The sequence below is a fragment of the Micromonospora sp. SD19 genome (assembly GCF_054462275.1).
Window position 1 is genome coordinate 902156 of the sequence record NZ_JBTLMN010000002.1, and the last position, 19957, is coordinate 922112.

The 19957-nt window shown below is 74.2% G+C and carries 22 protein-coding genes; 12 read left to right on the forward strand and 10 right to left on the reverse strand.

Translation table 11 applies throughout. The features are described 5' to 3' along the window. Window positions 1-147 precede the first annotated feature (147 nt). Window positions 148-1119 (forward strand): aldo/keto reductase, encoded by a 972-nt coding sequence (locus tag ACX27O_RS11320; RefSeq protein ID WP_030332779.1) that lies wholly within the window; start codon window positions 148-150, stop codon window positions 1117-1119. A 92-nt stretch (window positions 1120-1211) separates the two neighbouring features. On the opposite strand, the gene ACX27O_RS11325 is transcribed toward ACX27O_RS11320, so the two are convergent. From ACX27O_RS11325 to ACX27O_RS11335, 3 genes are read right to left on the reverse strand one after another with little or no spacing between them, the layout of a single operon-like run. Beyond that, window positions 1212-2117 (reverse strand): hypothetical protein, encoded by a 906-nt coding sequence (locus ACX27O_RS11325; protein WP_458939379.1) that lies wholly within the window; start codon window positions 2115-2117, stop codon window positions 1212-1214. A gap of 14 nt (window positions 2118-2131) precedes the next feature. Further along, entirely contained in the window at window positions 2132-3193 is a 1062-nt protein-coding gene (locus tag ACX27O_RS11330) for a WXG100 family type VII secretion target (protein WP_030332776.1), read from the reverse strand. Beyond that, a complete protein-coding gene (locus ACX27O_RS11335; protein ID WP_167337304.1) occupies window positions 3190-3522 on the reverse strand; it encodes a hypothetical protein in 333 nt (110 codons plus the stop codon). Before ACX27O_RS11335 ends, ACX27O_RS11330 begins: the two co-directional genes overlap by 4 nt. A gap of 93 nt (window positions 3523-3615) precedes the next feature. On the opposite strand from ACX27O_RS11335, the gene ACX27O_RS11340 reads away from it, so the two are divergent. The 3 genes from ACX27O_RS11340 (at window position 3616) to ACX27O_RS11350 (ending at window position 5333) form a co-directional block, all read left to right on the forward strand. After that, a complete protein-coding gene (locus ACX27O_RS11340) occupies window positions 3616-4035 on the forward strand; it encodes a YbaB/EbfC family nucleoid-associated protein (protein ID WP_210865910.1) in 420 nt (139 codons plus the stop codon). Further along, window positions 4032-4952 carry an SseB family protein gene (locus tag ACX27O_RS11345; protein WP_458939380.1) on the forward strand — a complete coding sequence of 307 codons (921 nt, stop codon included), beginning with the start codon at window positions 4032-4034 and terminating at the stop codon, window positions 4950-4952. The genes ACX27O_RS11340 and ACX27O_RS11345 overlap by 4 nt, the downstream gene beginning before the upstream one ends. A gap of 189 nt (window positions 4953-5141) precedes the next feature. Then, window positions 5142-5333 carry a DUF5703 family protein gene (locus tag ACX27O_RS11350; RefSeq protein WP_030332768.1) on the forward strand — a complete coding sequence of 64 codons (192 nt, stop codon included), beginning with the start codon at window positions 5142-5144 and terminating at the stop codon, window positions 5331-5333. A gap of 51 nt (window positions 5334-5384) precedes the next feature. Here the strand turns inward: ACX27O_RS11350 and ACX27O_RS11355 are convergent, their stop codons facing one another. Both ACX27O_RS11355 and ACX27O_RS11360 read right to left on the reverse strand, forming a co-directional pair. Continuing rightward, on the reverse strand, window positions 5385-6047 hold the full coding sequence (locus tag ACX27O_RS11355) for a hypothetical protein (RefSeq protein WP_030332766.1): 663 nt from the start codon (window positions 6045-6047) through the stop codon (window positions 5385-5387). A 58-nt stretch (window positions 6048-6105) separates the two neighbouring features. Then, on the reverse strand, window positions 6106-7434 hold the full coding sequence (locus tag ACX27O_RS11360; protein ID WP_030332765.1) for a M20/M25/M40 family metallo-hydrolase: 1329 nt from the start codon (window positions 7432-7434) through the stop codon (window positions 6106-6108). 148 nt (window positions 7435-7582) lie between these two features. Here ACX27O_RS11360 and ACX27O_RS11365 point away from each other — a divergent pair, with 148 nt between their 5' ends. From ACX27O_RS11365 to ACX27O_RS11375, 3 genes are all read left to right on the forward strand, one after another. Further along, a complete protein-coding gene (locus ACX27O_RS11365) occupies window positions 7583-8194 on the forward strand; it encodes a hemerythrin domain-containing protein (protein ID WP_030332763.1) in 612 nt (203 codons plus the stop codon). An 84-nt stretch (window positions 8195-8278) separates the two neighbouring features. Beyond that, complete coding sequence (locus ACX27O_RS11370) at window positions 8279-9259, forward strand: LysR family transcriptional regulator (RefSeq protein WP_030332761.1); 981 nt, start codon at window positions 8279-8281, stop codon at window positions 9257-9259. A gap of 60 nt (window positions 9260-9319) precedes the next feature. Beyond that, window positions 9320-9565, forward strand: a complete 246-nt coding sequence (locus ACX27O_RS11375) for a hypothetical protein (RefSeq protein ID WP_030332759.1) — start codon at window positions 9320-9322, stop codon at window positions 9563-9565. A gap of 58 nt (window positions 9566-9623) precedes the next feature. On the opposite strand, the gene ACX27O_RS11380 is transcribed toward ACX27O_RS11375, so the two are convergent. From ACX27O_RS11380 to ACX27O_RS11390, 3 genes are read right to left on the reverse strand one after another with little or no spacing between them, the layout of a single operon-like run. After that, window positions 9624-9974 (reverse strand): DUF3140 domain-containing protein, encoded by a 351-nt coding sequence (locus ACX27O_RS11380; protein ID WP_030332757.1) that lies wholly within the window; start codon window positions 9972-9974, stop codon window positions 9624-9626. Continuing rightward, window positions 9974-10189 carry a hypothetical protein gene (locus tag ACX27O_RS11385; protein ID WP_030332755.1) on the reverse strand — a complete coding sequence of 72 codons (216 nt, stop codon included), beginning with the start codon at window positions 10187-10189 and terminating at the stop codon, window positions 9974-9976. The genes ACX27O_RS11380 and ACX27O_RS11385 overlap by 1 nt, the downstream gene beginning before the upstream one ends. Then, on the reverse strand, window positions 10186-12744 hold the full coding sequence (locus tag ACX27O_RS11390) for an ATP-dependent Clp protease ATP-binding subunit (protein WP_030332753.1): 2559 nt from the start codon (window positions 12742-12744) through the stop codon (window positions 10186-10188). The genes ACX27O_RS11385 and ACX27O_RS11390 overlap by 4 nt, the downstream gene beginning before the upstream one ends. 140 nt (window positions 12745-12884) lie before the next feature. Between ACX27O_RS11390 and ACX27O_RS11395 the strand changes: the two genes are divergently transcribed. From ACX27O_RS11395 to ACX27O_RS11415, 5 genes are all read left to right on the forward strand, one after another. After that, window positions 12885-13277 carry a PIN domain-containing protein gene (locus ACX27O_RS11395; RefSeq protein ID WP_030332751.1) on the forward strand — a complete coding sequence of 131 codons (393 nt, stop codon included), beginning with the start codon at window positions 12885-12887 and terminating at the stop codon, window positions 13275-13277. A 152-nt stretch (window positions 13278-13429) separates the two neighbouring features. Next, on the forward strand, window positions 13430-13690 hold the full coding sequence (locus tag ACX27O_RS11400; protein WP_030332749.1) for a hypothetical protein: 261 nt from the start codon (window positions 13430-13432) through the stop codon (window positions 13688-13690). 6 nt (window positions 13691-13696) lie between these two features. Further along, window positions 13697-14833 carry a hypothetical protein gene (locus tag ACX27O_RS11405; RefSeq protein WP_458939381.1) on the forward strand — a complete coding sequence of 379 codons (1137 nt, stop codon included), beginning with the start codon at window positions 13697-13699 and terminating at the stop codon, window positions 14831-14833. Next, window positions 14826-17504, forward strand: a complete 2679-nt coding sequence (locus ACX27O_RS11410; RefSeq protein WP_210865907.1) for an FtsK/SpoIIIE domain-containing protein — start codon at window positions 14826-14828, stop codon at window positions 17502-17504. The genes ACX27O_RS11405 and ACX27O_RS11410 overlap by 8 nt, the downstream gene beginning before the upstream one ends. Further along, a complete protein-coding gene (locus ACX27O_RS11415; RefSeq protein ID WP_210859554.1) occupies window positions 17501-18163 on the forward strand; it encodes a hypothetical protein in 663 nt (220 codons plus the stop codon). Before ACX27O_RS11410 ends, ACX27O_RS11415 begins: the two co-directional genes overlap by 4 nt. A 169-nt stretch (window positions 18164-18332) precedes the next feature. Here ACX27O_RS11415 and ACX27O_RS11420 read toward each other — a convergent pair whose 3' ends face one another. Then, window positions 18333-19619, reverse strand: coding sequence for a cupin domain-containing protein (locus ACX27O_RS11420; protein ID WP_458939382.1), 1287 nt, complete (start codon window positions 19617-19619; stop codon window positions 18333-18335). Window positions 19620-19628: 9 nt separating this feature from the next. Further along, window positions 19629-19934, reverse strand: a complete 306-nt coding sequence (locus ACX27O_RS11425) for a hypothetical protein (RefSeq protein WP_030332739.1) — start codon at window positions 19932-19934, stop codon at window positions 19629-19631. Window positions 19935-19957 lie beyond the last annotated feature (23 nt).

Consider the following 19957-nt stretch of genomic DNA (forward strand, 5'->3'; position numbering starts at 1 on the left):
CGCAATGCCGATAACGGCCTCGATCACCGGCTCGACACCTTTGATCCCCCCTCCGTCGGGGCAGCCCGGGGCGGCGGAACCGGCAGAACCGGCAGAGATACGGGAGCGAGGATATCCGTGGCGGCAGGTTCGAAATAAGGTTCACCCATGCAACAGCGACCGCTCGGCCGAAGCGGGCTGGCGGTTTCGCGGCTCGCGCTCGGCACCATGACCTGGGGCCGGGACACCGACGCCGACGATGCGGCCGCCCAGCTGAAGAGTTACCTGGACGCCGGCGGCAACCTGATCGACACCGCCGACGTGTACGGCGACGGCGACGCCGAGTCGGTGATCGGCTCGCTGCTGGGCTCCCTCGTCCCCCGCGACGAGCTGCTGATCGCCACCAAGGCCGGGTTGCGCCCCGGCAGTGGCCGACGCCGCGACGGCTCCCGGGGGCACCTGCTGCGGACGTTGGACGCGTCGCTGCGCCGGCTCGGCACCGACCACGTCGACCTGTTCCAGGTGCACGGGTACGACCCGGACACCCCGCTGGAGGAGACCCTGGCCGCCCTGGACCACGCGGTGGCCAGCGGCAAGGTCCGCTACGTGGGGGTGTCGAACTTCTCCGGCTGGCAGACCGCGCGGGCCGCCGCCTGGCAGACCGCCTGGCCGGGGCGGGCGCCCGTGGTCGCGTCCCAGGTCGAATACTCGCTGCTGGAGCGGGGCGTGGAGCGGGAGGTCCTGCCCGCGTGCGACGCGCTCGGGCTCGGCGTGCTGCCCTGGTCACCGTTGGGCCGGGGGGTACTCACCGGCAAGTACCGGCACGGCCGGCCGGCCGACTCCCGGGCCGCGTCGCCGCACTTCGAACCATTCGTCGCCACGTACCTGGAGCCGCGCTGCTCCAGCATCGTGGAGGCGGTGGCGACCGCGGCCGGTGGGCTGGGGGTGTCGCCGCTGGAGGTGGCGTTGGCGTGGATCCGGGACCGGCCCGGCGTGACAGCGCCGATCCTCGGCGCCCGGACGGTGGGGCAGCTGCTCGGCGCGCTCCAGGTGGAACGGATCACACTGCCCGAGGAGATCACCACCGCGCTGGACGACGTCTCCGCGGTGCCGGTCGGCTACCCCGAACGCGACGGCTGACCGGCGCCCGACGCGCCGGAGAATCCCGGCTTCGCCTGCCCCCGGGTCACTGCTGACCCGCCGGCCGGGTCACCGTTGATCAGCGCGCCGGGTCACGGCGTCGGGCGGTTGCCGGGGAGGTCCTGGATCGCGGTCAGGAAACGCGACTGGTCGTCGCGCAGCGCCGGCTGGGTGAGCCGGATCCACGAGCCGTCGTCGAAGAAGACGGTGGAGGCGAGCTGCACGAGGCCGCTCGCACCCCGCTCGGAGTCGACCCGGATCACCCGGTCGCGGCGCACACTCCACAGCACCCGCGGCTGACGCCGGTCGGGCCGGTCGGCGTCCGGGCGGGGGCCCATCCGCAGCAGGTGCAGGTGGGTGTCGGTCACCGCCAGCGGCGTGCCGCTGTAGCGCTCCAGGAACAGCAGCAGGCTGCCGGCGAGGGTGGCGAGGTCGCCGCTGAAGACGTACCGGCGGCGGTAGGCGATCTCGGCGAGCTGCTCGGCCAGCGGACGGTACTGGCTCAGCCGGAACAACGCCCGGAACGCCTCCTGCTCCTCGGTGAGCGGGATCGGCTCCCGCTGCACGGGTTGCTGCGGCAGGTTCGGCTCCGGCGCTGCCGACTCCGACACACCGGCGGCGAGGACGCCGGCGCTGCCGGGCAGCATCAGCACACCAGCGGCCAGCCGCACCGGCGTGAGCACCGCGTCGACCCAGACCACCGGGTTGACGATGTTGAGCAGCCCGAACAGCACCTTCGGGTCGAGCGCGTCGGCCAGCTCCGCGCCGACGTCGTCGGCGAGCTGCCGACCGGCCTGGTGGGTCTGCGACATGCGCACCGGCCCCAGCCCCACGTACCGCAGCTCCTGCCCGGTCAGCAGCGGCGCCACCAGGGCGCGCTCCGGCTCGTCGCTGGTGCGGAACTCGTCGCGCAGCTCGCGGGCCTTGTCCCGGGCGGCCCGCGCGCCGCCGAGCACCGCGTCGGTGAACCGACCCAGCCGCCCGCGCTCCCCTGACATCACCCGTCGCCTCCCTAGCGGCCCGCCGGCTGGTCTGCCGGCGGCTGCCCGAAGACATTCTGGTCGATCCAGTCCGCGCCGCTCTGCACCGCCTGGTCGATCTGGTCGCCGACCTGCTCGCTGCCGGGAACGGAGAGCCCGCTGGTCAACGCGACAGTTCCCCAGGTGACACCGTGGACGACCGAGTTCGGCACGTTCCACGGCAGGTTGGTCGCCCAGTCCCGGGCGATCACCCGGGCGCCGTCGGCGACCCCGTGCGCCCGCAACGCGGCGGCCCGGTCGAGGGCGCCCATGTCGAACGGGGAACCGGACTTGCCCAGCTTGTAGGTGCCCTTGGTGGGGTCGAGGAACTTGTGGTGCCACTTGTCGAGCTTGCCGGCGGCGCGGCGCTTGTCGGCGTACTTCTTGCCGGTGCGCAGCGCCTTCTGCATGTCGACCAGCTTGTCCAGGTGCGTCCGCAGCTTGCGCAGGTACAGCAGGACCCGCTGGAGCAGGCGGATGACCTTCTGCAGGTGCACCGCGAGCGGCCGGATGACCTTCAGCATCCGGGTGACCACGATCAGGCCCCTGGTGACGGCCACGCCCACCCCGGCCGCCCAGGACGCGCCCATGGTGACCGGCGCCATCAGCAACGCCGTCACCAGCGTCACCAGCAGGAAGTTGACGAACTCCACGCAGAGGTCCACGAGCACGTCGTGCACGGTCTGCAGGCCGTCGGCGACACTGCGCAGGTACTCCGCGGTCGCGGCGAACTGCTCGGCGACGTCGAGGAGCTGCTGCTCCACATCGGCCAACCGCTGGCCGTACGCCACACCGGCGGGTGAGCGCCACCCGACCTGCGCGGACTCCCGGGTGCCGCGGTGGCCCTGCGCCAGGTCGCGCACCTGGGTGGCCAGCGCGTCCCACTCGGCGGCCTTCGCGCGCAACACGGCGGGCTCACCGTCGACCAGGTCGACGAGCTGGATCAGCGGCCACGCCAGGGTCCGGCAGACACTGTCGACGGCGTCCTGCACACCGGAGAGCGCGCTGTCGAGACCGTTCCACAGCTGAACGGCGCTGCCAGCCGGGCCGCTCATCCGGGCAGTCCCGCCTGGATGGCCTTGAACCCGGCGTCCAGGTCCCGTTCGTTGACCTCGTACGCCTCGACCGTGTCGGCCAGCGCCTTCGCGACCCGGCCGAACGCGGCGTTCGCGGCGGCGAACAGCTCCTTGCCGCCGGTGACCTGCTCGGTGTACTTGTCGCGGAGCATGTCGCTGGCGAACGGCAGATGACCGAACGCGTCCGACGGCACGTCGCCGGCCGAGACGATCTGCCCCTCCAGCGCGGCGAGCGAGCTGGCGACCTGCTTGGCGGCTGTCTCCAGTCGACGGACCGCCAGCACGTCCACATCGATATCCGGTGCCATGCCGTTCCTCCCCCCATGAGTCGAGCGCACCGACGATACGATCTCCCGGCCGCCGGGCACCACCCGGTCGCACGATCCACGGGGAGGAATCTCATGACGGACCCGACGTCGGCGTTCGACGCGCTCGCCGGGCGGATCGCCGACATCGAGCGCCGGTTCGCCGGCCTCCGCGACGATCTGGCCGACCTGTCCGGCACCGCCGCCGACGAGAGTGGACTGGTCTCGGCGACAGTCGACGCCACCGGCGCGCTGACCGGCCTCACCCTCGCGCCCGCCGCCCTGCGCGCCGGCACGGAGGGCGTGGCCGAACTGGTGCTGGAGGCGTACCGGCGGGCTCGCGAGGTCGCTTCCGCGCACGTCGACGAGCACACCGAGGGGTTGGACGTCGCGCTCGGCGCGGGGCTCGGCGACCTGTTCGGCACGCCGGGAGACTTCTCGGCGCTGGGCCGGCTGGAGGAGACGGTGGCCCGGCTCGGACGGCTGGACGACCGCCTGCCGGGTGCACCGGCGTGACGTCGCCGTCGCCGACCTGGCCGGAGATCGCCGCCCGGCTGCGGGACACCGTGGCCCGCTGCGACCGGGACACCGACCTGGAGCTCACCGCGGGTCCGCGCGGGATCCGGCTGCTGGTGCGCCGCCAGGTGGTACGGGTGGTCTGCCCCGGCCCCGACCACGCCCGCCTGGCCGCGCTCGGCTGGCACCGCCCGAGCGGGGACGAGGGCTGGTGGTACGAGGCGCCGCGCACCCCGGAGCAGCTGGAACGGCTCAGTGTCTTCGTGACCCGTACCGCCGCCGAGGTGCTGACCAACGAGCCCGGCGCGCTCTCCTGCCGGGCGGTGCCGCCGGCCGCCCGGCCAGGCCCGGCCACGCGATCGACGCCCGACCGGCCCGCACCGGTCGGGTCCGCACCGGTCGGGTCCGCACCGGTCGGGTCCGCACGGGTCCCTGTGATCCATTCCGAGCCGACACCGGCCGGGGCGGCACCCGCCGGGGCGACACCAGCCGAGGCGGCACCCGCCGGGCCGACGCCAGCTGCGGCGGCACCCGCCGGGGTGGCGGAGCCGGCGGTGGTGGCGGTGCTCGCGGCGGCGGCCGACCGGCGTGACCTGCCCGGCTATCTCGCCGTGCTGGCCGGCGCCACGGTGTGCGTCCCGCTGGCCGGGGAACCGACGCCGGATGCCGACTTCCCGTGGGCGGTCATCGGCGACGCGACCGGCGCGCCGCTGCTGCCGGTCTTCACCTCGCCCGGGGCGCTCGCCGCGTTCACCGGCGACGGGGTGCCGTTCATCGCGCTGCCGTGCGTCGAGTTGTTCGAGGACTGGCCGGACCCGTCCTGGGGGCTGGCGGTCGACCCGGGCAGCACCCGGGCGGTAGCCCTGGCCGCGCCAGCCCTCACCGCTCTCCTGAGCGCCAACCTCCCCACGAACTAACGCCCCGAGGCCCTCTTCGGCGATCTTGCGCTTGCTGTCGTGGCACAGCGGGCTTCTCGCCCATTCCGGCAACCGGAACCGCTCGATCGGCGGGAGAGGGGCACGGGGCGGCACGAACCGCCCCGGGGGCGTCGTTGGTCACTCGGGAGGGGGTGGCGAACGGCCGCTGGGCTGGGCAGCATGGATGGCATGGACTACGAGTACGCGCCGCTGCGGCTGCCGCCGAACGTCGACCGGTTGACCGCCGCGGCGCAGTTGGCGATCCAGGCGGAGTTCTCCGGATGGGAGTTGGCCCGGGTGCGGCTGTACCGCGACGGCACGCGCCAGGTGGTGCTGCGCCGTCGGCGGATCAACCAGCCGCAGCCGGGCCTGTCGTACTGACGACCGGGCGGTGCCGCCCAGGGCCGGGTTCGGCCCCGGGCGGCACCCTGCCTAGTGCTGGTGCCCGGCGTGGTCGTGGTCGTCGTCGAGCTCCAGGAACGGGTGCTCGTCGAGCCGACCGACCAGCCGGTCGTCGGCCGCCGGCTGGAACGGGCCGACAGCGTCGTCGTCGTCGAACGACTCCAGGTCGACCGGGGTGCCGACCTCACTGACCATGACCACCCCGTCGAGCGGTTCCAACTCGGGGACGTCCAACGCGCCGAGCGAGCCGTCACCGCTCTGCAGCAGTTCCAGCACCGCCTCGCCGACGCCCTCCACCGGAGCCGGCTCGTCGTCCTCAGGGGTGCCTTCGCGACGGGCCGCCTCGGCCGCCCGCAGCAGCGCGGAGACGCTCGGCACCCGGTAGTCGCGACGCTGACGAACCGAGATCACCCGGGGGTGCGGGTCGCTGGCCTCGGCGCCCTCGCCGCCGCCGAAACGCTCGTCGGCCTCGTCCGGGTCGATCGAGTCGACATCCCACGGCGTCACCTCGCCGAAGGCGTCGAGCAGCCGCTCGTCGTACGCGAAGGAGGCGTTGTTCAACGCCACGTACGCCTGCCAGACGTCGTCGTCGTCGACGCGGCCCTGGGCGGCGCGTACGGCGGCCAGGTGGTGGCGGGCCGCTTCGATCACCCGCTCGAGAGCGGCGTCCAGCTCACCATGCTGGTCGGTCATGTGGGGCAGTCCCTTCACGATGGGGAGATTGCGCGCCGGCGGACAGGGCCGGACACGACTAGCAGGTGCGGAGGAACCGGTCGAGAACCCGCACGCCGAACTGTAGTCCGTCCACCGGAACGCGCTCGTCGATGCCGTGGAACAACGCCGAGAAGTTCAGGTCGGCGGGCAGCCGGAGCGGGGCGAACCCGAAGCAGCGGATGCCGAGCTGCGAGAACGCCTTGGCGTCGGTGCCCCCGGAGAGCATGTACGGAACCGGCCGCGCCCCCGGGTCCTCCGCCCGCAGGGCCGCCGACATGGCCTCGACCAGGTCACCGTCGAAGGTGGTCTCCAGCGCCGGTTGCCGCTGGACGTACTCGATCGCGATGTCCGGGCCGACCAGCTCGCGCAGCTGCCGCTCCAGCAGCTCGGACTGGCCGGGAAGGCTGCGGCAGTCGATGGTGGCGGTGGCCCGGCCGGGGATGACGTTGTCCTTGTAGCCGGCGCTCAACCGGGTCGGGTTGGCGGTGTTGCGGATGGTCGCGCCGATGATGTTGGCGATCGGGCCGAGCTTGGCGATGGCCGTCTCCGGGTCGTCCGGGTCCAACTCGATGCCGAGCAGGTCGGAGACCTCGGTCAGGAAGGCCCGCACGGTGTCGGTGACCACCACCGGGAAGCGGTGCCGGCCGATCCGGGCGACCGCCTCGGCGAGCGCGGTGACGGCGTTGTCGTCGTGCACCATCGAGCCGTGCCCGGGGCGACCCTTGGCGTGCAGCCGCAGCCAGTCGATGCCCTTCTCGGCGGTCTCGATGAGGTAGAGCCGCTGGTTGTCGTTGACCGAGTAGGAGAAGCCGCCGACCTCACCGATCGCCTCGGTGCAGCCGTCGAAGAGGTCGCGGTGGTTCTCCACCAGGAAGCGCGCGCCGTAGTCGCTGCCGGCCTCCTCGTCGGCGGTGTACGCGAGCACGATGTCGCGCGGGGGCCGTACGCCGGTGCGCTGCCAGTGGCGGACCACGGCGAGCACCATCGCGTCGAAGTCCTTCATGTCGATCGCGCCCCGGCCCCACAGGTAGCCGTCGCGCAGCTCGCCGGAGAACGGGCCCACCGACCACTCGTCGGCGTCGGCGGGCACCACGTCCAGGTGGCCGTGCACCAGCAGCGCGCCCCGGCTCGGGTCGGTGCCCGGGATGCGGGCCACCACGTTCGCTCGGCCCGGCGCGGACTCGTGCAGGACGGACTCCACGCCCACCTCGGCGAGCTTCTCCGCCACGTACTCGGCCGCGCGGCGCTCGCCGACGCTGGTGTCGTTGTCACCGGTGTTGGTGGTGTCGATGCGCAGCAGGTCGCGGCAGAGGTCCACGACCTCTGCGGTGGGGTCGGGTCGGGCGGAGGCGGCGTCGCTCGTCATCGCCTCTTCATACCAGCCCGAGCCGGTGGACAGGCCGGCGCGGGTGGACGCATCGACGGGTCGGTTTCGCCGTGGCCGCGTTCGGGTACCGCCGCCGACGACCGTACGTCCCTGCCGGAGCTTCCGCCCGCCAGTCGAGGAGGGCACCATGTCCGCTGTTCCCCTGCCGCCGCTGCCGCCCACGCCCGCGCCCGAGGAGGGTTACCGGCCCGCCGGTAGCAGCATCGCCGACATCGTGGACCGGGAGCACCGGCAACTGCTGGCGCTGCTGGATCAGCTGGCCGGCCCGGACAGCACGCCACAGGAGGGGCTGGCGGTGCTCACCGCCGCACTGTCGCGGCACCTGTCCGCCGAGGAGCAGTACCTGTTGCCGGCGGTCCGGGCGGCGCTGCCGACGGCCACCGAGCGGGTGGACGCGGAGATCAACGCCGATGCGGCGCTGCTCGGCGCCCTGAAGGGGCTCACCGACGAGTCGCTGACGGAGGTCGCCGAACGGGTTCGCCGGCACGTCGACGGGGTGGGCGGGTTGATCACCGAGCTGCGCGCGGTGGCCACCGAGGAGGAGCTGATCCGGCTCGGCAACCGGCTGGAGATCGCCGAGGAGGCCGCGCCGACCCGACCGCACCCGGGCACGCCGGCCACCCCACCGTGGAACCGGATCGTGGAGCCGGCGGTCGGGGTGGTGGACAAGGTCCTCGACGCGGTGACCGGACGCCCGACGTACCTGGCGGACCTGCCGGAGGCACCGCGCGAGCAGTGATCGGCGACCGCCGGCAATGCATTCATTATCACCGATCCGCTCGGGCTATTCCGCCAGCAGACCCCGTAGTCCTACCGTCACCCTATGAACCTGGAGCTGCGTCACCTGCGGGTGGTCTGCGCGATCGCGGAGACGGGAAGTGTGACGAAGGCGGCGTCGGCGCTCGGCCTGGCCCAGCCAGCGCTCACCGCCCAGCTTCAACGCATCGAGCGGACGCTGGGCGGCCCGCTGTTCGACCGGGACCGGCGTGGGGCCCGGCCCACCGCGCTCGGTGAGTTGGTGCTGGCCCGCGCCCGGGTGCTGCTGCCGGCGATGAAGGGGTTGCAGGACGAGGCCGCCCGGCTGGCCGGGGCGGGCGACGCGCCGCCGTGCTACCGCTTCGGCGGGGTGAACAGCCCGATCCTGGGCCGGCTGGTGCACCGGTTGGCCGCCGAGCAGCCGCCGGCCCAGATCACCACGTACGCGTCCTGGTCGGTCGACGAGTTGGCGCAGCTGGTGGCCGGCGGTCGACTGGACTTCGCGCTGGCCGGCGTGTGTGGCGACGCCAGCCCGTCGGCCGGGTTCGGGTTGAGCTGGCAGGAGGTGGCCGTCGACCCGGTGCTGGTGCTGCTGCCGGAGACCCATCCCCTCGCGGCGCAGGACGAGGTACGCCTGGCGGACCTGCGCCACGAGCAGTGGGTCGCCGCGCCGGGCGACGGCTGCTTCGCCGACTGCTTCGCCGCCGCCTGCGCCCGCGCCGGCTTCACCCCCCGCAAGGTGTACGAGACCGACATCCGCGGCTGCGTCGACCTGGTGGAGGCCGGCGTGGCGGTGGCCCTGTGCCAGGCGACGTTCCGCCCGGTGAGCGGCCTGGTCACCCGACAACTCGCCGGGACGCCGCTGCGGTGGCGGCTGCTGCTCGGCTGGCATCCGGACTCCCCCGCCGCCCAGGGCGCGGAGCTGGTGCTGGAGACGGCGAAGGCGGCGTACGTCGACTCGTTGGCGCCGCATCCGGCGTACCTGGCCTGGCTGCCGCGCAACCCGGGGTTCGGCGTACGGCAACCCACCGGGGTCCGACCGGGCTGAGCTGCCGGTATTCCCGGCCGCTGGCGGTGCGAACCGCCGTGGGCCGGGTATCTGGCGGACATGACCGACCTCTACCCGCCCGCCGACGACCGCGAACTGCTGCGCCAGGCGGCTGCCGCGCACACCGCCGCCACCCGTGCGGTGGAGGCGTTCCTGCGCCGCCTGCCGACGGTGCCTGACCCGGCCGACGTGACCGAGTACGCGAACCTGCTCACCCGGGAGGACCAGACCCGCGGTGACCGGGACGCCGCCGCCGACGCGGCGGGCCTGACCATCGGCAGCCTGGAGTCCGACAAGGGTCAGTAGCACCACCGCGACGGTGCCGTCCCCGGCTCGGGACGGCACCGTCGTGGGTGAGCTTCGTTCAGCGTTCGACGAGCGGGTCGTGCCCCAGGTCGAGCAGGGAGTGCCGCCAGGTGTCGTCGGCGTTGCCGCGCGAGGGCTTGGCGTCCATCAGCTCGCGGATGCGCTCGACCGCCTCCCGCATCACCTCGATGTCCTCCGGGGTGAGGTCCACCTTGCGCTTGTTGAGCACCTTGAGGATCTCCCGGCCCGGTTGGGGCAGGTCGAGGTTCGGGTTCGGGCCGAACGAGTCCTCCCCCGAACCCCGGGTCAGCAGCCAGGTCCGCAGCTGCTCCGACGGGACGTTGACCTCGGCGTGGAAGTCCTCCCAGAGCACTTCCACCTCGGGGTCGAGCCGCGCTTCGCGTACCATCAGGTCTCCTCTTCGGGTGGCGGCCCGGACGTCTCCGGGTCGTCCTGGTCGGTCTTCGGATGCAGGCCCTCCGCGGGCACCCGTGTCCGGCGGGGATTGGCGGTGGGCGGCGCCAGGATCGGGTCGGGATGCTCGTCGTCCTCGTCCCGGGGTTTCGCGGCCTCCGCGGGCTCGTGCGGGTCCTCGTGGTCGTCCCTTCGCGCCGGCCCGCTCATCGCGGGTGGGTGGTCGTGGCGGCGGTGTACCCCCGCTCGCCCGCTGTCACGTCGAAGGTGAGCGCGCCGTCGCGGACGTCCACGGTGACCTTCTGTCCGGGCGAGATCGCCGACTCCAGCAGCATCCGGGACAGGTGGTTGTCCACCTCCCGCTGGATCACCCGGCGCAGCGGGCGGGCGCCGAACTCCGGCTGGTAGCCGTGCTCGGCGAGCCAGTCGATGCCGGCGGTGGTGAACTCCACCTGGAGGTCCTGGGCGTGCATGCGGCGGCGGGTCTCCTCCAGCAGCAGCGCGGTGATGTCGCGCAGCTGCTCGGCCTCCAGCCGGCGGAAGATGATGACCTCGTCGATGCGGTTGAGGAACTCCGGGCGGAAGTTCTCCTGCAGCCGGCGCATGAGCCGCTCCCGCAGCTCGTTGCTCTCCTGCTCGCTGCCCACGTCCCCGGTGCCGAAGCCGACCGAGCGTTGGGCGCCGGTGATCAGCTCGGAGCCGAGGTTGCTCGTCATGATCAGTACGGTGTTCTTGAAGTTCACGGTGCGACCCTGGCTGTCGGTGAGCCGCCCGTCGTCGAGCACCTGGAGCAGGATGTTGAACACGTCCGGGTGGGCCTTCTCGATCTCGTCGAGCAGCACCACCGCGTACGGGCGGCGACGCACCGCCTCGGTGAGCTGGCCGGCCTCCTCGTAGCCGACGTATCCGGGCGGCGCGCCGACCAGCCGACTGACCGTGTGCCGTTCCTGGAACTCGCTCATGTCCACCCGGACCATCCGGTCCGCCTCGCCGAACAACGCCTCGGCCAGCGCCCGCGCCAACTCGGTCTTGCCGACACCGGTCGGGCCGAGGAACAGGAAACTGCCCATCGGCCGCTCCGGGTCGGCCAGCCCGGCCCGGGAGCGGCGGACGGCCTCGGCGACCGCGGTGACCGCGTCGTCCTGACCGACGACCTTCTGGTGCAGGTGACCCTCCAGGCGCAGCAGCCGGTCGCGTTCCTCCTCGGTGAGCTGGCTGACCGGGATGCCGGTGGCCCGGGAGACCACCTCGGCGATCTCCTGCGGGCCCACCTCGGGCACCTGCGAGGAGGACATCCCGTCCTCGCCGTTGGCCTGGCGGATCTGCTGTTCCAGCTCGGCGATCCGGTCACGCAGCGCGGAGGCCCGCTCGTACTGCTCGTCGGTGACCGCCTGTTCCTTGTCCCGGCGTACCTCGTCGAGCTCCTGTTCCAGCTCCCGCACGTCGGACGCGGGGGTACGGGTGCGCAACCGCACCCGGGCGCCGGCCTGGTCGATCAGGTCGATCGCCTTGTCCGGCAGGAACCGGTCGGTGACGTAGCGGTCGGACAGCTCGGCGGCGGCGACCAGCGCCTCGTCGGTGAAGCGCACCTGGTGGTGGGCCTCGTACCGGTCGCGCAGCCCCCGCAGGATGGCGATGGTGTCGTCGACGCTGGGCTCGGGCACCAGCACCGGCTGGAAGCGTCGGGCCAGGGCGGCGTCCTTCTCGATGCTCTTGCGGTACTCGTCCAGCGTCGTCGCGCCGATCACCCGCAACTCACCGCGGGCGAGGGCGGGTTTGAGCATGTTGGACGCGTCCATCCCGCCCTCGCTGCCGGCGCCGCCGGCACCGACCAGGGTGTGGATCTCGTCCATGAAGATGATCAGCTCGTCCCGGTGCGCCCGGATCTCGTCGATCACCTTCTTCAGCCGCTCCTCGAAGTCGCCCCGGTAGCGGGTGCCGGCGACCAGGCCGGCCAGGTCGAGTTGGACGACCCGCTTGCCGAGCAGGGTCTGCGGTACGTCGCCGTCGCAGATCCGTTCGGCCAGCCCCTCGACGATGGCGGTCTTGCCGACGCCGGCCTCGCCGATCAGCACCGGGTTGTTCTTGGTACGCCGGGACAGGATCTCCACCGCCTGCTCGATCTCGTCGGCGCGCCCGATCACCGGGTCGATCTGGTCGTTGCGGGCCAGGTCGGTGAGGTCCTGCCCGTACTGGTCCAGGGTGGGGGTGCCGCGGTCCGGCTTCGGCCCGGCCATCGGCCCGCGCTCGGCGTTGGCGGCCTGCAACGACTCGGGTTGGATCCGGCCGGCGGCCAGCATCCGCCCGGCGGGTGACTCCGGGTTGAGCGGCAGCGCCATCAGGATGTGCTCCGGGCCGATGTAGTTGGCGCCCATCGCCCGGGACAGCTGGTGGGCGTCGAGCAGCGCCCGCTTGGCGGCTGGGGTCAACGACAGGTTGGGCGGCACCTCCCCGCGCGGCGCGCCGTCACCCTTTCCGCCGAGGGCGTTGAGCAGGGTGTCCGGGTCGGCCCCGGCCCGGCGTACCAGGTCGCGCAGCGGTTCGCGTTGCAGCGCCGCCCAGAGCAGGTGGTCGGTGTCCAGGTCGCTGCTGTGCCGTTGCGCGGCGCGTCGGGCGGCGTCGGCCAGCATCTCCCGGGCGTCGGCCGTCATCAGTCGGGTGATGTCGACCCGGTGCGGCGGTCGGCGCCCTCCCTCGCCCCGGCCGAAGTACCTGGCCAGGAATTCGTCCCACGGGTCGGAGCCGATGTCACCGGGTCCCATCATGTCTGTCCTCCGCGGTAGGGCTCGGCACGGTCGGCAGGGGCTACCCGGCGCGCGCCCCGACAAACGCCGCAGGTGGCGGTGCACCGGCATTCCGGGAGTGGCGTCGGGCCACTGCCGCCGGGTGGTGGCAGGCTGGCGGGATGGATGAGACCCCGCTGCTGATCGTGGATGGCGCCAACGTGGTCGGCTCCCGCCCGAACGGGTGGTGGCGTGACCGTGCCGGTGCCGCGGCCCGCTTGCGCGACTCGCTCGCCCCGGTGGCGACCGTCGGGTTACCGGCCCGGCTGCCCGCCCCGGTGGAGGTGGTCCTGGTGGTCGAGGGGGCTGCGCGGGACGTGCCGGGCACCGAGGGCGTACGGGTGGTCTCCGCGGCCGGCTCCGGCGACGACACGGTGGTCGAGCTGGTGGAGGCGGAGCCGCGGCGTCGTCGGTTGGTGGTCACCGCCGACCGGGAGTTGCGCGGGCGGGTGACGGCGCTGGGCGCGGAGGTGTACGGGCCGCGCTGGCTTCGCGAGAACCCGACCAGCAACTGAGAAATTCTCGCACTGGGACTCCCACAGATCGGACTCCCGGCACTTCCGAGGGCCTTCCGGACAGGCGGGCAGGAACACCGACAGGGCGGATGTTCTTTCCCGACCGCCGATAGGCTCTAATGGAGATCTCCCCGCCCCCAGGAGGTTTCGCCGTGGCGAGCGTCGCCGAGCTGAAGGCTGCCATCGATGTCGCCCTCCAACAGATCGGAGACGGACAGACAGCCGTGCAGGCGGCCGGCGAGAAACTGTCCGAGGCCCAGCAGACCCTGGCCGGGGCGCTGGAGGGCAGCGGGCACGAGACCGTCGAGGCGGCCCAGGCCTCGCTGACCCAGGCCAGCCAGGAGCTGGAGGAGTGTCTCGCCGCGACACTTGTCGCGGTGGAGCAGGCGCAGCTCTACGTCTCCACCCTGTAGGCCGTCATGTCCATCATCGAGGATGTCGGCGGGCAGGTCCGTGCCGCCACCGAGGAGTTCCCGCACGCCCTGCTCGGGCAGGCGCTGGAGAAGCTCGGCCTGGCCGCGGAGCGGCTGCGCTGGGTACGACAGGAGTCGGCCAACCCGATGGGGGTGCCCGAGCTGTCCGCCGCCACCGAGCACGCCGAGAGCGCCGGCTACGCGCTGCGGGTGGCGCAGGAGCAGCTGTCGGCCTACCTGACGGCGATCGGGCTCGGCGCGGACGGCGGCCCGGCCCCCCGACCCGAGCAACGCGCTCCCCGACACGACACGCCACCGGCCGCCGGGCCGACCGCCGTGGCACCGGAGCCGGCCGAGCAGGTGCGGATGCGCCGCTGGTGGTCGGTGCGGGTGGCCGAGCTGACCGGCGGGCGCGAGGGCACCGACGACGAACCCGACGAGCGGGTGGGCGACTCCCAGGAGTTGCTGCGCCGGGTGGCGGGTGGGGTCCGCTCCGGCGACCGGGACCGGCTCCGCACGGAGCTGCGCCGGGCCTCCGCCGACGTGGGGCTGGGCATGGCGGCGCTGGCGCCACCGCTGCTGCGCGAGCTGGCCGGTGAGCTGCTCGGTCACCCACCCCGCGCCAGCGACCTCGGTCGGCTGCGCGGCGAGTTGGACGGGCGCGTCCGTGACCTGCTGCCCGGGCTGCCGGCGCCGGTGCTGGAGACGCTGCTGACCCGGGTGTGCCGGATGCCGCCGCCGCGCTCCTCAGGGGAGCCACCGCACGCCGCCGACTCCGCGGTGACCGCCGGGGTGGCGACCGGGCTGCTGCTCGCCCGCCTCGGGCGGGACCTGCCGGCCGGCGGCGCGAGAGAAGCCGGCGGCGCGAGAGAACCGGCGGGCGCGGGTCCGCGAGGCGACGCGGGACAACCGGCGCGCACCGGGCAACCGGCGGGCGCGCAGCGACCGGGTGGGACCGGACGGCCAGCGGTCGGGGTTCCCCGCCCCGGCGGTGCGGTGCAGCGGCCGGGCACGCCCGCCGCGCAGCGCTCCGGTGGCCTGCCGCCGCGCCCGGACGGGCTGTCGCCGCGCCCCGGCGGGCCACCCCCGCGCTCGGGCAGCCCGTGGCGGGACGCGCCGACGCGTCGGGGCTCTGATGGCTGACCGGCGCGGTCAGCTGGCCAGCCGGGTCCGGGACACCCTCGCCGAGGCGCTCGGCGCCACCCGTACCCGGCTGTCCGCCGCCCACGCCGAGCTGACCGCCGGCCGGGAACGACTGGCCCGGGTCCAGCGGGCGGCCGCCGCCGTACCGCAGCGGGTGGGCGCCCAACGCGACCGCCGCATCGCCGAGATCGACGCCCGCTACTCGGCCCGGATCGCGGAGCTGGCCCGGCGGGCCGCCGACGCGGCCCGGCAGGAGGCCCCCGGCTGCGCGGGGGCCGACTGGGCCGGGTGGGCGCCGACGCCCGCCCGCCGGGCCGAGCCGCCCGGCGCGCTGCGGGTCGGCACGGTCGGGATCGACGGCGTCGACCCGGTGCCCGCGCTGGTGCCGCTGCTCGACGCCGGGCACGTCCACCTCTCCGGAAACGACCGCGCCGGCTGCGACGCGGTGGTGGCCGCGTTGCTGCTGCGGGCCGTCGGTCGCGCCGACCCCGGGGCGGTACGACTGATCGGGTACGACCCGGACCAGCTCGGCGGTGGTCTGGCCGGGTTCGCCCCGTTGGGCACGGCGGGGCTGCTCACCTTCGTCGGCCCGGGCGGGTTGGGTCCGCTGCTGGACGACCTGGTGGAGCAGATCCGCCGGATCAACGAGACGGTCCTCGCCGGGGAGTACGCGTCGCTGCGCGAACTGGCGGCGGCGACCGGCCGACGACCCGAACCGTGGCGGGTGGCGGTGCTGCTCGGCGGGGAGGAGCTGAACCGGCACGAGCGCGGGCAACTGGACCGGGTGGTGCGTGCCGGCGCCGCCTGCGGCGTACACCTGGTGGTGCACGGTGCGCCGTTGCCGGAGGACCCGACGGTGACCCGGGTGGTGGCCGAAGCGTCCGGCGCGCGGATCGGCGGTTCGGCCGGGCTGCCGGTCCGGCTGGACCCACCGCCACCGGCGACGCTGGTCACCGAGACCTGCCGGGACGTGGCCGCCCGGGTGAACGCGGGCCCGCCGCCGACCCCCTTCACCGACCTGCTGCCCCCGCCCGAGCTGATGTGGCGGGAGGACTCCGCCGACGGGTTGACCGCGCCGATCGGTGAGGGCCCGCACGGCCGGCCGGTGCGGGTGACGCTGGGCGACTATCCACCGCACGCGCTGATCGGTGGGCCGTCCGGCACCGGCAAGACCAACCTGATCTTCGCCTGGATCGGCGCCCTGGCGGCCCGCTACTCCCCCGCCGAGCTGGAGTTCTACCTGCTGGATTTCAAGGAGGGGGTCTCCTTCGCGCGGTTCGCGCAGGGCCGGCGCGACCCGAGCTGGTTGCCGCACATGCGCCTGGTCGGCATCAACGTCAACACCGACCGGGAGTTCGGGCTGGCGCTGCTGCGCTTCCTCGCCGAGGAGTTGCGCCGACGCGCCGACGCGGCCAAGAAGCACGAGGTGACCAAGCTGGCCGAGCTGCGCGCGGTCGACCCGACCGGGCACTGGCCCCGCATCGTCGCGGTGGTGGACGAGTTCCAGATGCTGCTGGCCGGCCGGGACGTGGTCGCCCGGGAGGCGGCCGACCTGCTGGAGGACCTGGCCCGGCGCGGCCGGTCCCAGGGCATCCACCTGGTCCTCGCCTCGCAGGACGTACGGGGCATCGAGGCGCTGTGGGGCCGTCCCGCGCTGGTCGCCCAGTTCACCCTGCGCATCGCCCTGCCCAAGGCGTTGCGCATCCTCGCCGAGCGCAACGACGCCGCGCAGTCCCTGCCGCGTTGGCACGCGGTGGTCAACGCGGAGTCGGGCATGGTGGAGGGCAACGAGGTCGCCCGCATCCCGTCCGCCAGCGACTGGGAGACCTGGAGCGGGTTGCAGCACCGGCTGTGGCGGATGCGCGCCCCCGACGCGGCGCCCGCCCGGCTCTTCGACGGCGACGCGATCCCCCGGCTGGGCGACGCCCCGGACTTCCGGGCGCTGGCCGCGCCGCCGGACGGGAGCGCGCCGCGTAACCCGGTGGCGCTGCTCGGCGAGATCATCGACGTGCAGTCCCGCTCGGCGGCGCTGCGGCTGCCGCGCGCCCCGGGCCGCAACCTCGCGGTGCTCGGCACCCGGGTCGACGAGGCGTGCGCGGTGCTGGACGCGGCGGCCCGGTCGCTGGCCCGCCAGCACCCGCCGGGCACCGCCCGGTTCTCCATCGCCTGCCTCGACGCGGACGCCGACCCGGTCGCCCGCGCCCTCTACGACGACCTGGCCGACGACGCCGCCTGGTACGACGAGGAGACCGTCGGCGAGCTGATGGCCGAGACGGCCGACGGGCTCAGCGGCGGCCCGGGGAGCCCGCACTACCTGCTGTTGTTCGCAGTCGACGCGGCAGCGGGCGCGCTGGCAGTCCGGGCGGGTCGGCGGACCGGTCTGGAGCAGCTGCGCCGGATCCTGCACGACGGGCCGGAGCGGCGCACGCACGTGCTGGCCTGGTGGCGGGGTGTCGCCCGGATGCGCGCCGACCTGGGTGGGCCGGCCGCCCGCACGGACCAGATCGGCGCGTGGGTGGCCCTGGACGCGCACGGCGGGGAGCTGGGTTCCTCGCTTTACCCGGGCACCGGCGGCCCGGACTGGTATCCCCGCCCGTGGCGGGGCCTCTTCTTCGACCGGGCGGTCCACCGCACCGGACAGGTGATCATCCCGTATGGACCGACACGATGAACGAACCGGTGACCAGCGAGACGTACGCGGCGCAGCTGCGGCGGCTGGCCGACCTCACCGCGCGGGTGCGCGAACAGCGCGCCGAGGCGCACACCTGGCACGAGCGGCAGTGCGCCGCCGCCGAGCGGGCCGTCGCCGACGCGGCCGAGCAGCTCCGCAGCGCCGAGGAGGAGCTGGTCGCCGCCCGTGAGCTGCAGGAACGGGTCGACGCCGAGGTGGCCCACCTGTGGCAGCTGGTGCGTTCGCGCCTCGGCGCCCGTCGCCTGGGCGGCCCGCCCGCCCCGGCCAACGGCGTCGGGGCCACCGACCCGGTGCTGCTGCTCGCCAAGGCCCGCGACCTGCTGGACCGGGCCGGTCAGCCGGGCGAGCTGCCGGGCTCGGTCAACCCGCTGCTGGCGCTCTGCGGGGTGGCCGGCGGGGTGCTGGCGTACGCGCTGGGTGCCGGTGCCCGCGCGCTCGGTGTCGGCTACGGCGGCGACCTGGCGGTCGGTCTGCCGGTGCTGGCGCTGGTGGTGACGCTGCTCGGCCCGCTGGTGGGTCTGGTGCCGGCGCGGGTGCTGGCCGACCGCCGGCACGCGGTGCTCGGTCCCCGGCCGATCACCGTGGTCTTCGGTGCCGGTCTGCTGACCACCGTGCTGCTGCTGGTCCTCGGCCGCTGACCCCGCGTGCGGCGGTCCCGCCGGCGCGGGGCCTCCCGCCGTGCGCGCCCCGTCGTGATCGACTCGGCTTCCTGGAAACCGCGCTGTCCCTGCCTCCCGGACACCGCGACTTCCTGAAAAGCGAGTCGATCACGGCCGGGACCGCTCGATCACGGCCGGGACCGCTCGATCAGCCGGTCAGAGCCGGGACGAGTACTGCCTCGCGGAGCAGCCGTCGGGCCAGGGTGACCCGGTCGGCGTCGTCGGGTAGACCCGGCAGGTCACCGACCCGGGTGACGGTGCCGGTGAGCAGGGCGCGGGCGGCCGGCTCGCAGCTCGCCGGCAGGGTGATGGTGCGATCGAAAAGCCGCACCGCCACCGTCTCCGGATCGTGCGGCACCAGCTGCCAGCGCAGGCCCGGCCGCAGGGTGAGCCGGGAGTCGGCGTCCAGGGTGGCCAGCGCGTCGGCCTGGGCGAGCGGCCGGATCGGCGCCGGGCGGGCGGCCGGCCAGGCGCGCTGGCGCAGCCGCGCGGCGACCGCGCCCGGGTCGGCGCGCAGCAGCCAGTCCCGCAACGCCTCCACGGTCTCGGTCAGCTCCGGCTCGATGGCGTCCGGGTCGGCGACGTCGGTGCCGAACGGCAGGCTGGCCCGCAGCCGCTGGTCCTCGGCGGCCAGCGCCAACAACTCCTCGACCAGGGCGTAGCGGGTGAGCGCGCGGATGCCCACGGTCAGGTGCAGCGAGCTGGCGTCCTGCGCCTGCGCGCTGTGCAGCCACCCCCGGGGCAGGTAGAGGGCGTCACCGGGGGCGAGCACCACGTCCAGCGCGGCCGGGCCCTGTGCGGTGGCGGCAACCTCGTCGGCGCGGCCACCCCACTGCTGCTTCTCCAGCGGGTCGGGCAGCACCGGCGGGTGGATGCGCCAGTGCTTGCGGCCGTCGACCTGGAGCACGAACACGTCGTGGGTGTCGTAGTGGGTGGCGAAGCCCTGACTGCCGGCCGGGGTCAGGTAGGCGTTGATCTGCAACGGCTGGTTGAGCGCGAGGCCCAGATCGCGGGCGAAGTCGACGAGCGGTGGCCAGATCCGGTGCAGACCCTGCAACACCAGGGTGGCCCCGGAGGCGTACTGCTCCAGGACCCGCTCGTCGAGGACCTGGTCGCCGATCTCGGCGCCCGCACCGCCGCCGCCGGTCCAGCGCGACGCCGCGACCAACTGGCCGTCCTTGGCCACGCGCAGGAACGGGGTACGCAGACCGCGCCGACTCAGCAGTTCGTCGGCGTCGGCGGGGCTGAGCAGGTCGGTGAAGCCGGACGGGTCGGGCAGGTCGGCGGCGCGCGAGAGCAGCGGGGTGTGCCCCCAGTGCGCGGCGGCGAACTTGGCCGGTTCGACCGAGACGCAGCGGGCCAACGCGGCGGTGGCCTCGGCGGACGGAACCGCCGGGCGGCCGTGGTGGCCGCCCGGCGGGTCGAGGTACGTCATGGCGTGCCGCTACCGGGCGCTGCCGTCAGCGCCACCGTCCTGCTGGCCCGGGGTGGCACCGCCGTCGGCGGGACCCTCCGCGCTGCCGTCGGCGCCACCGTCGTGCTGACCCGGGGTGGCACCGCCGTCGGCGGGACCCTCCGCGCTGCCGTCAGCGCCACCGTCGTGCTGACCCGGGGTGGCACCACCGTCAGCGGGACCCTCCGCGCCACCGTCAGCACCACCGTCGTGCTGACCGGGGGTCGCGCCACCGTCGGCCGGGCCCTCCACGCCGCCGCCGCCAGTGGTCTGCATGTCGTCATCGTTGAGTGCCATCGGTACTCCCTCGGGTGTGCCGC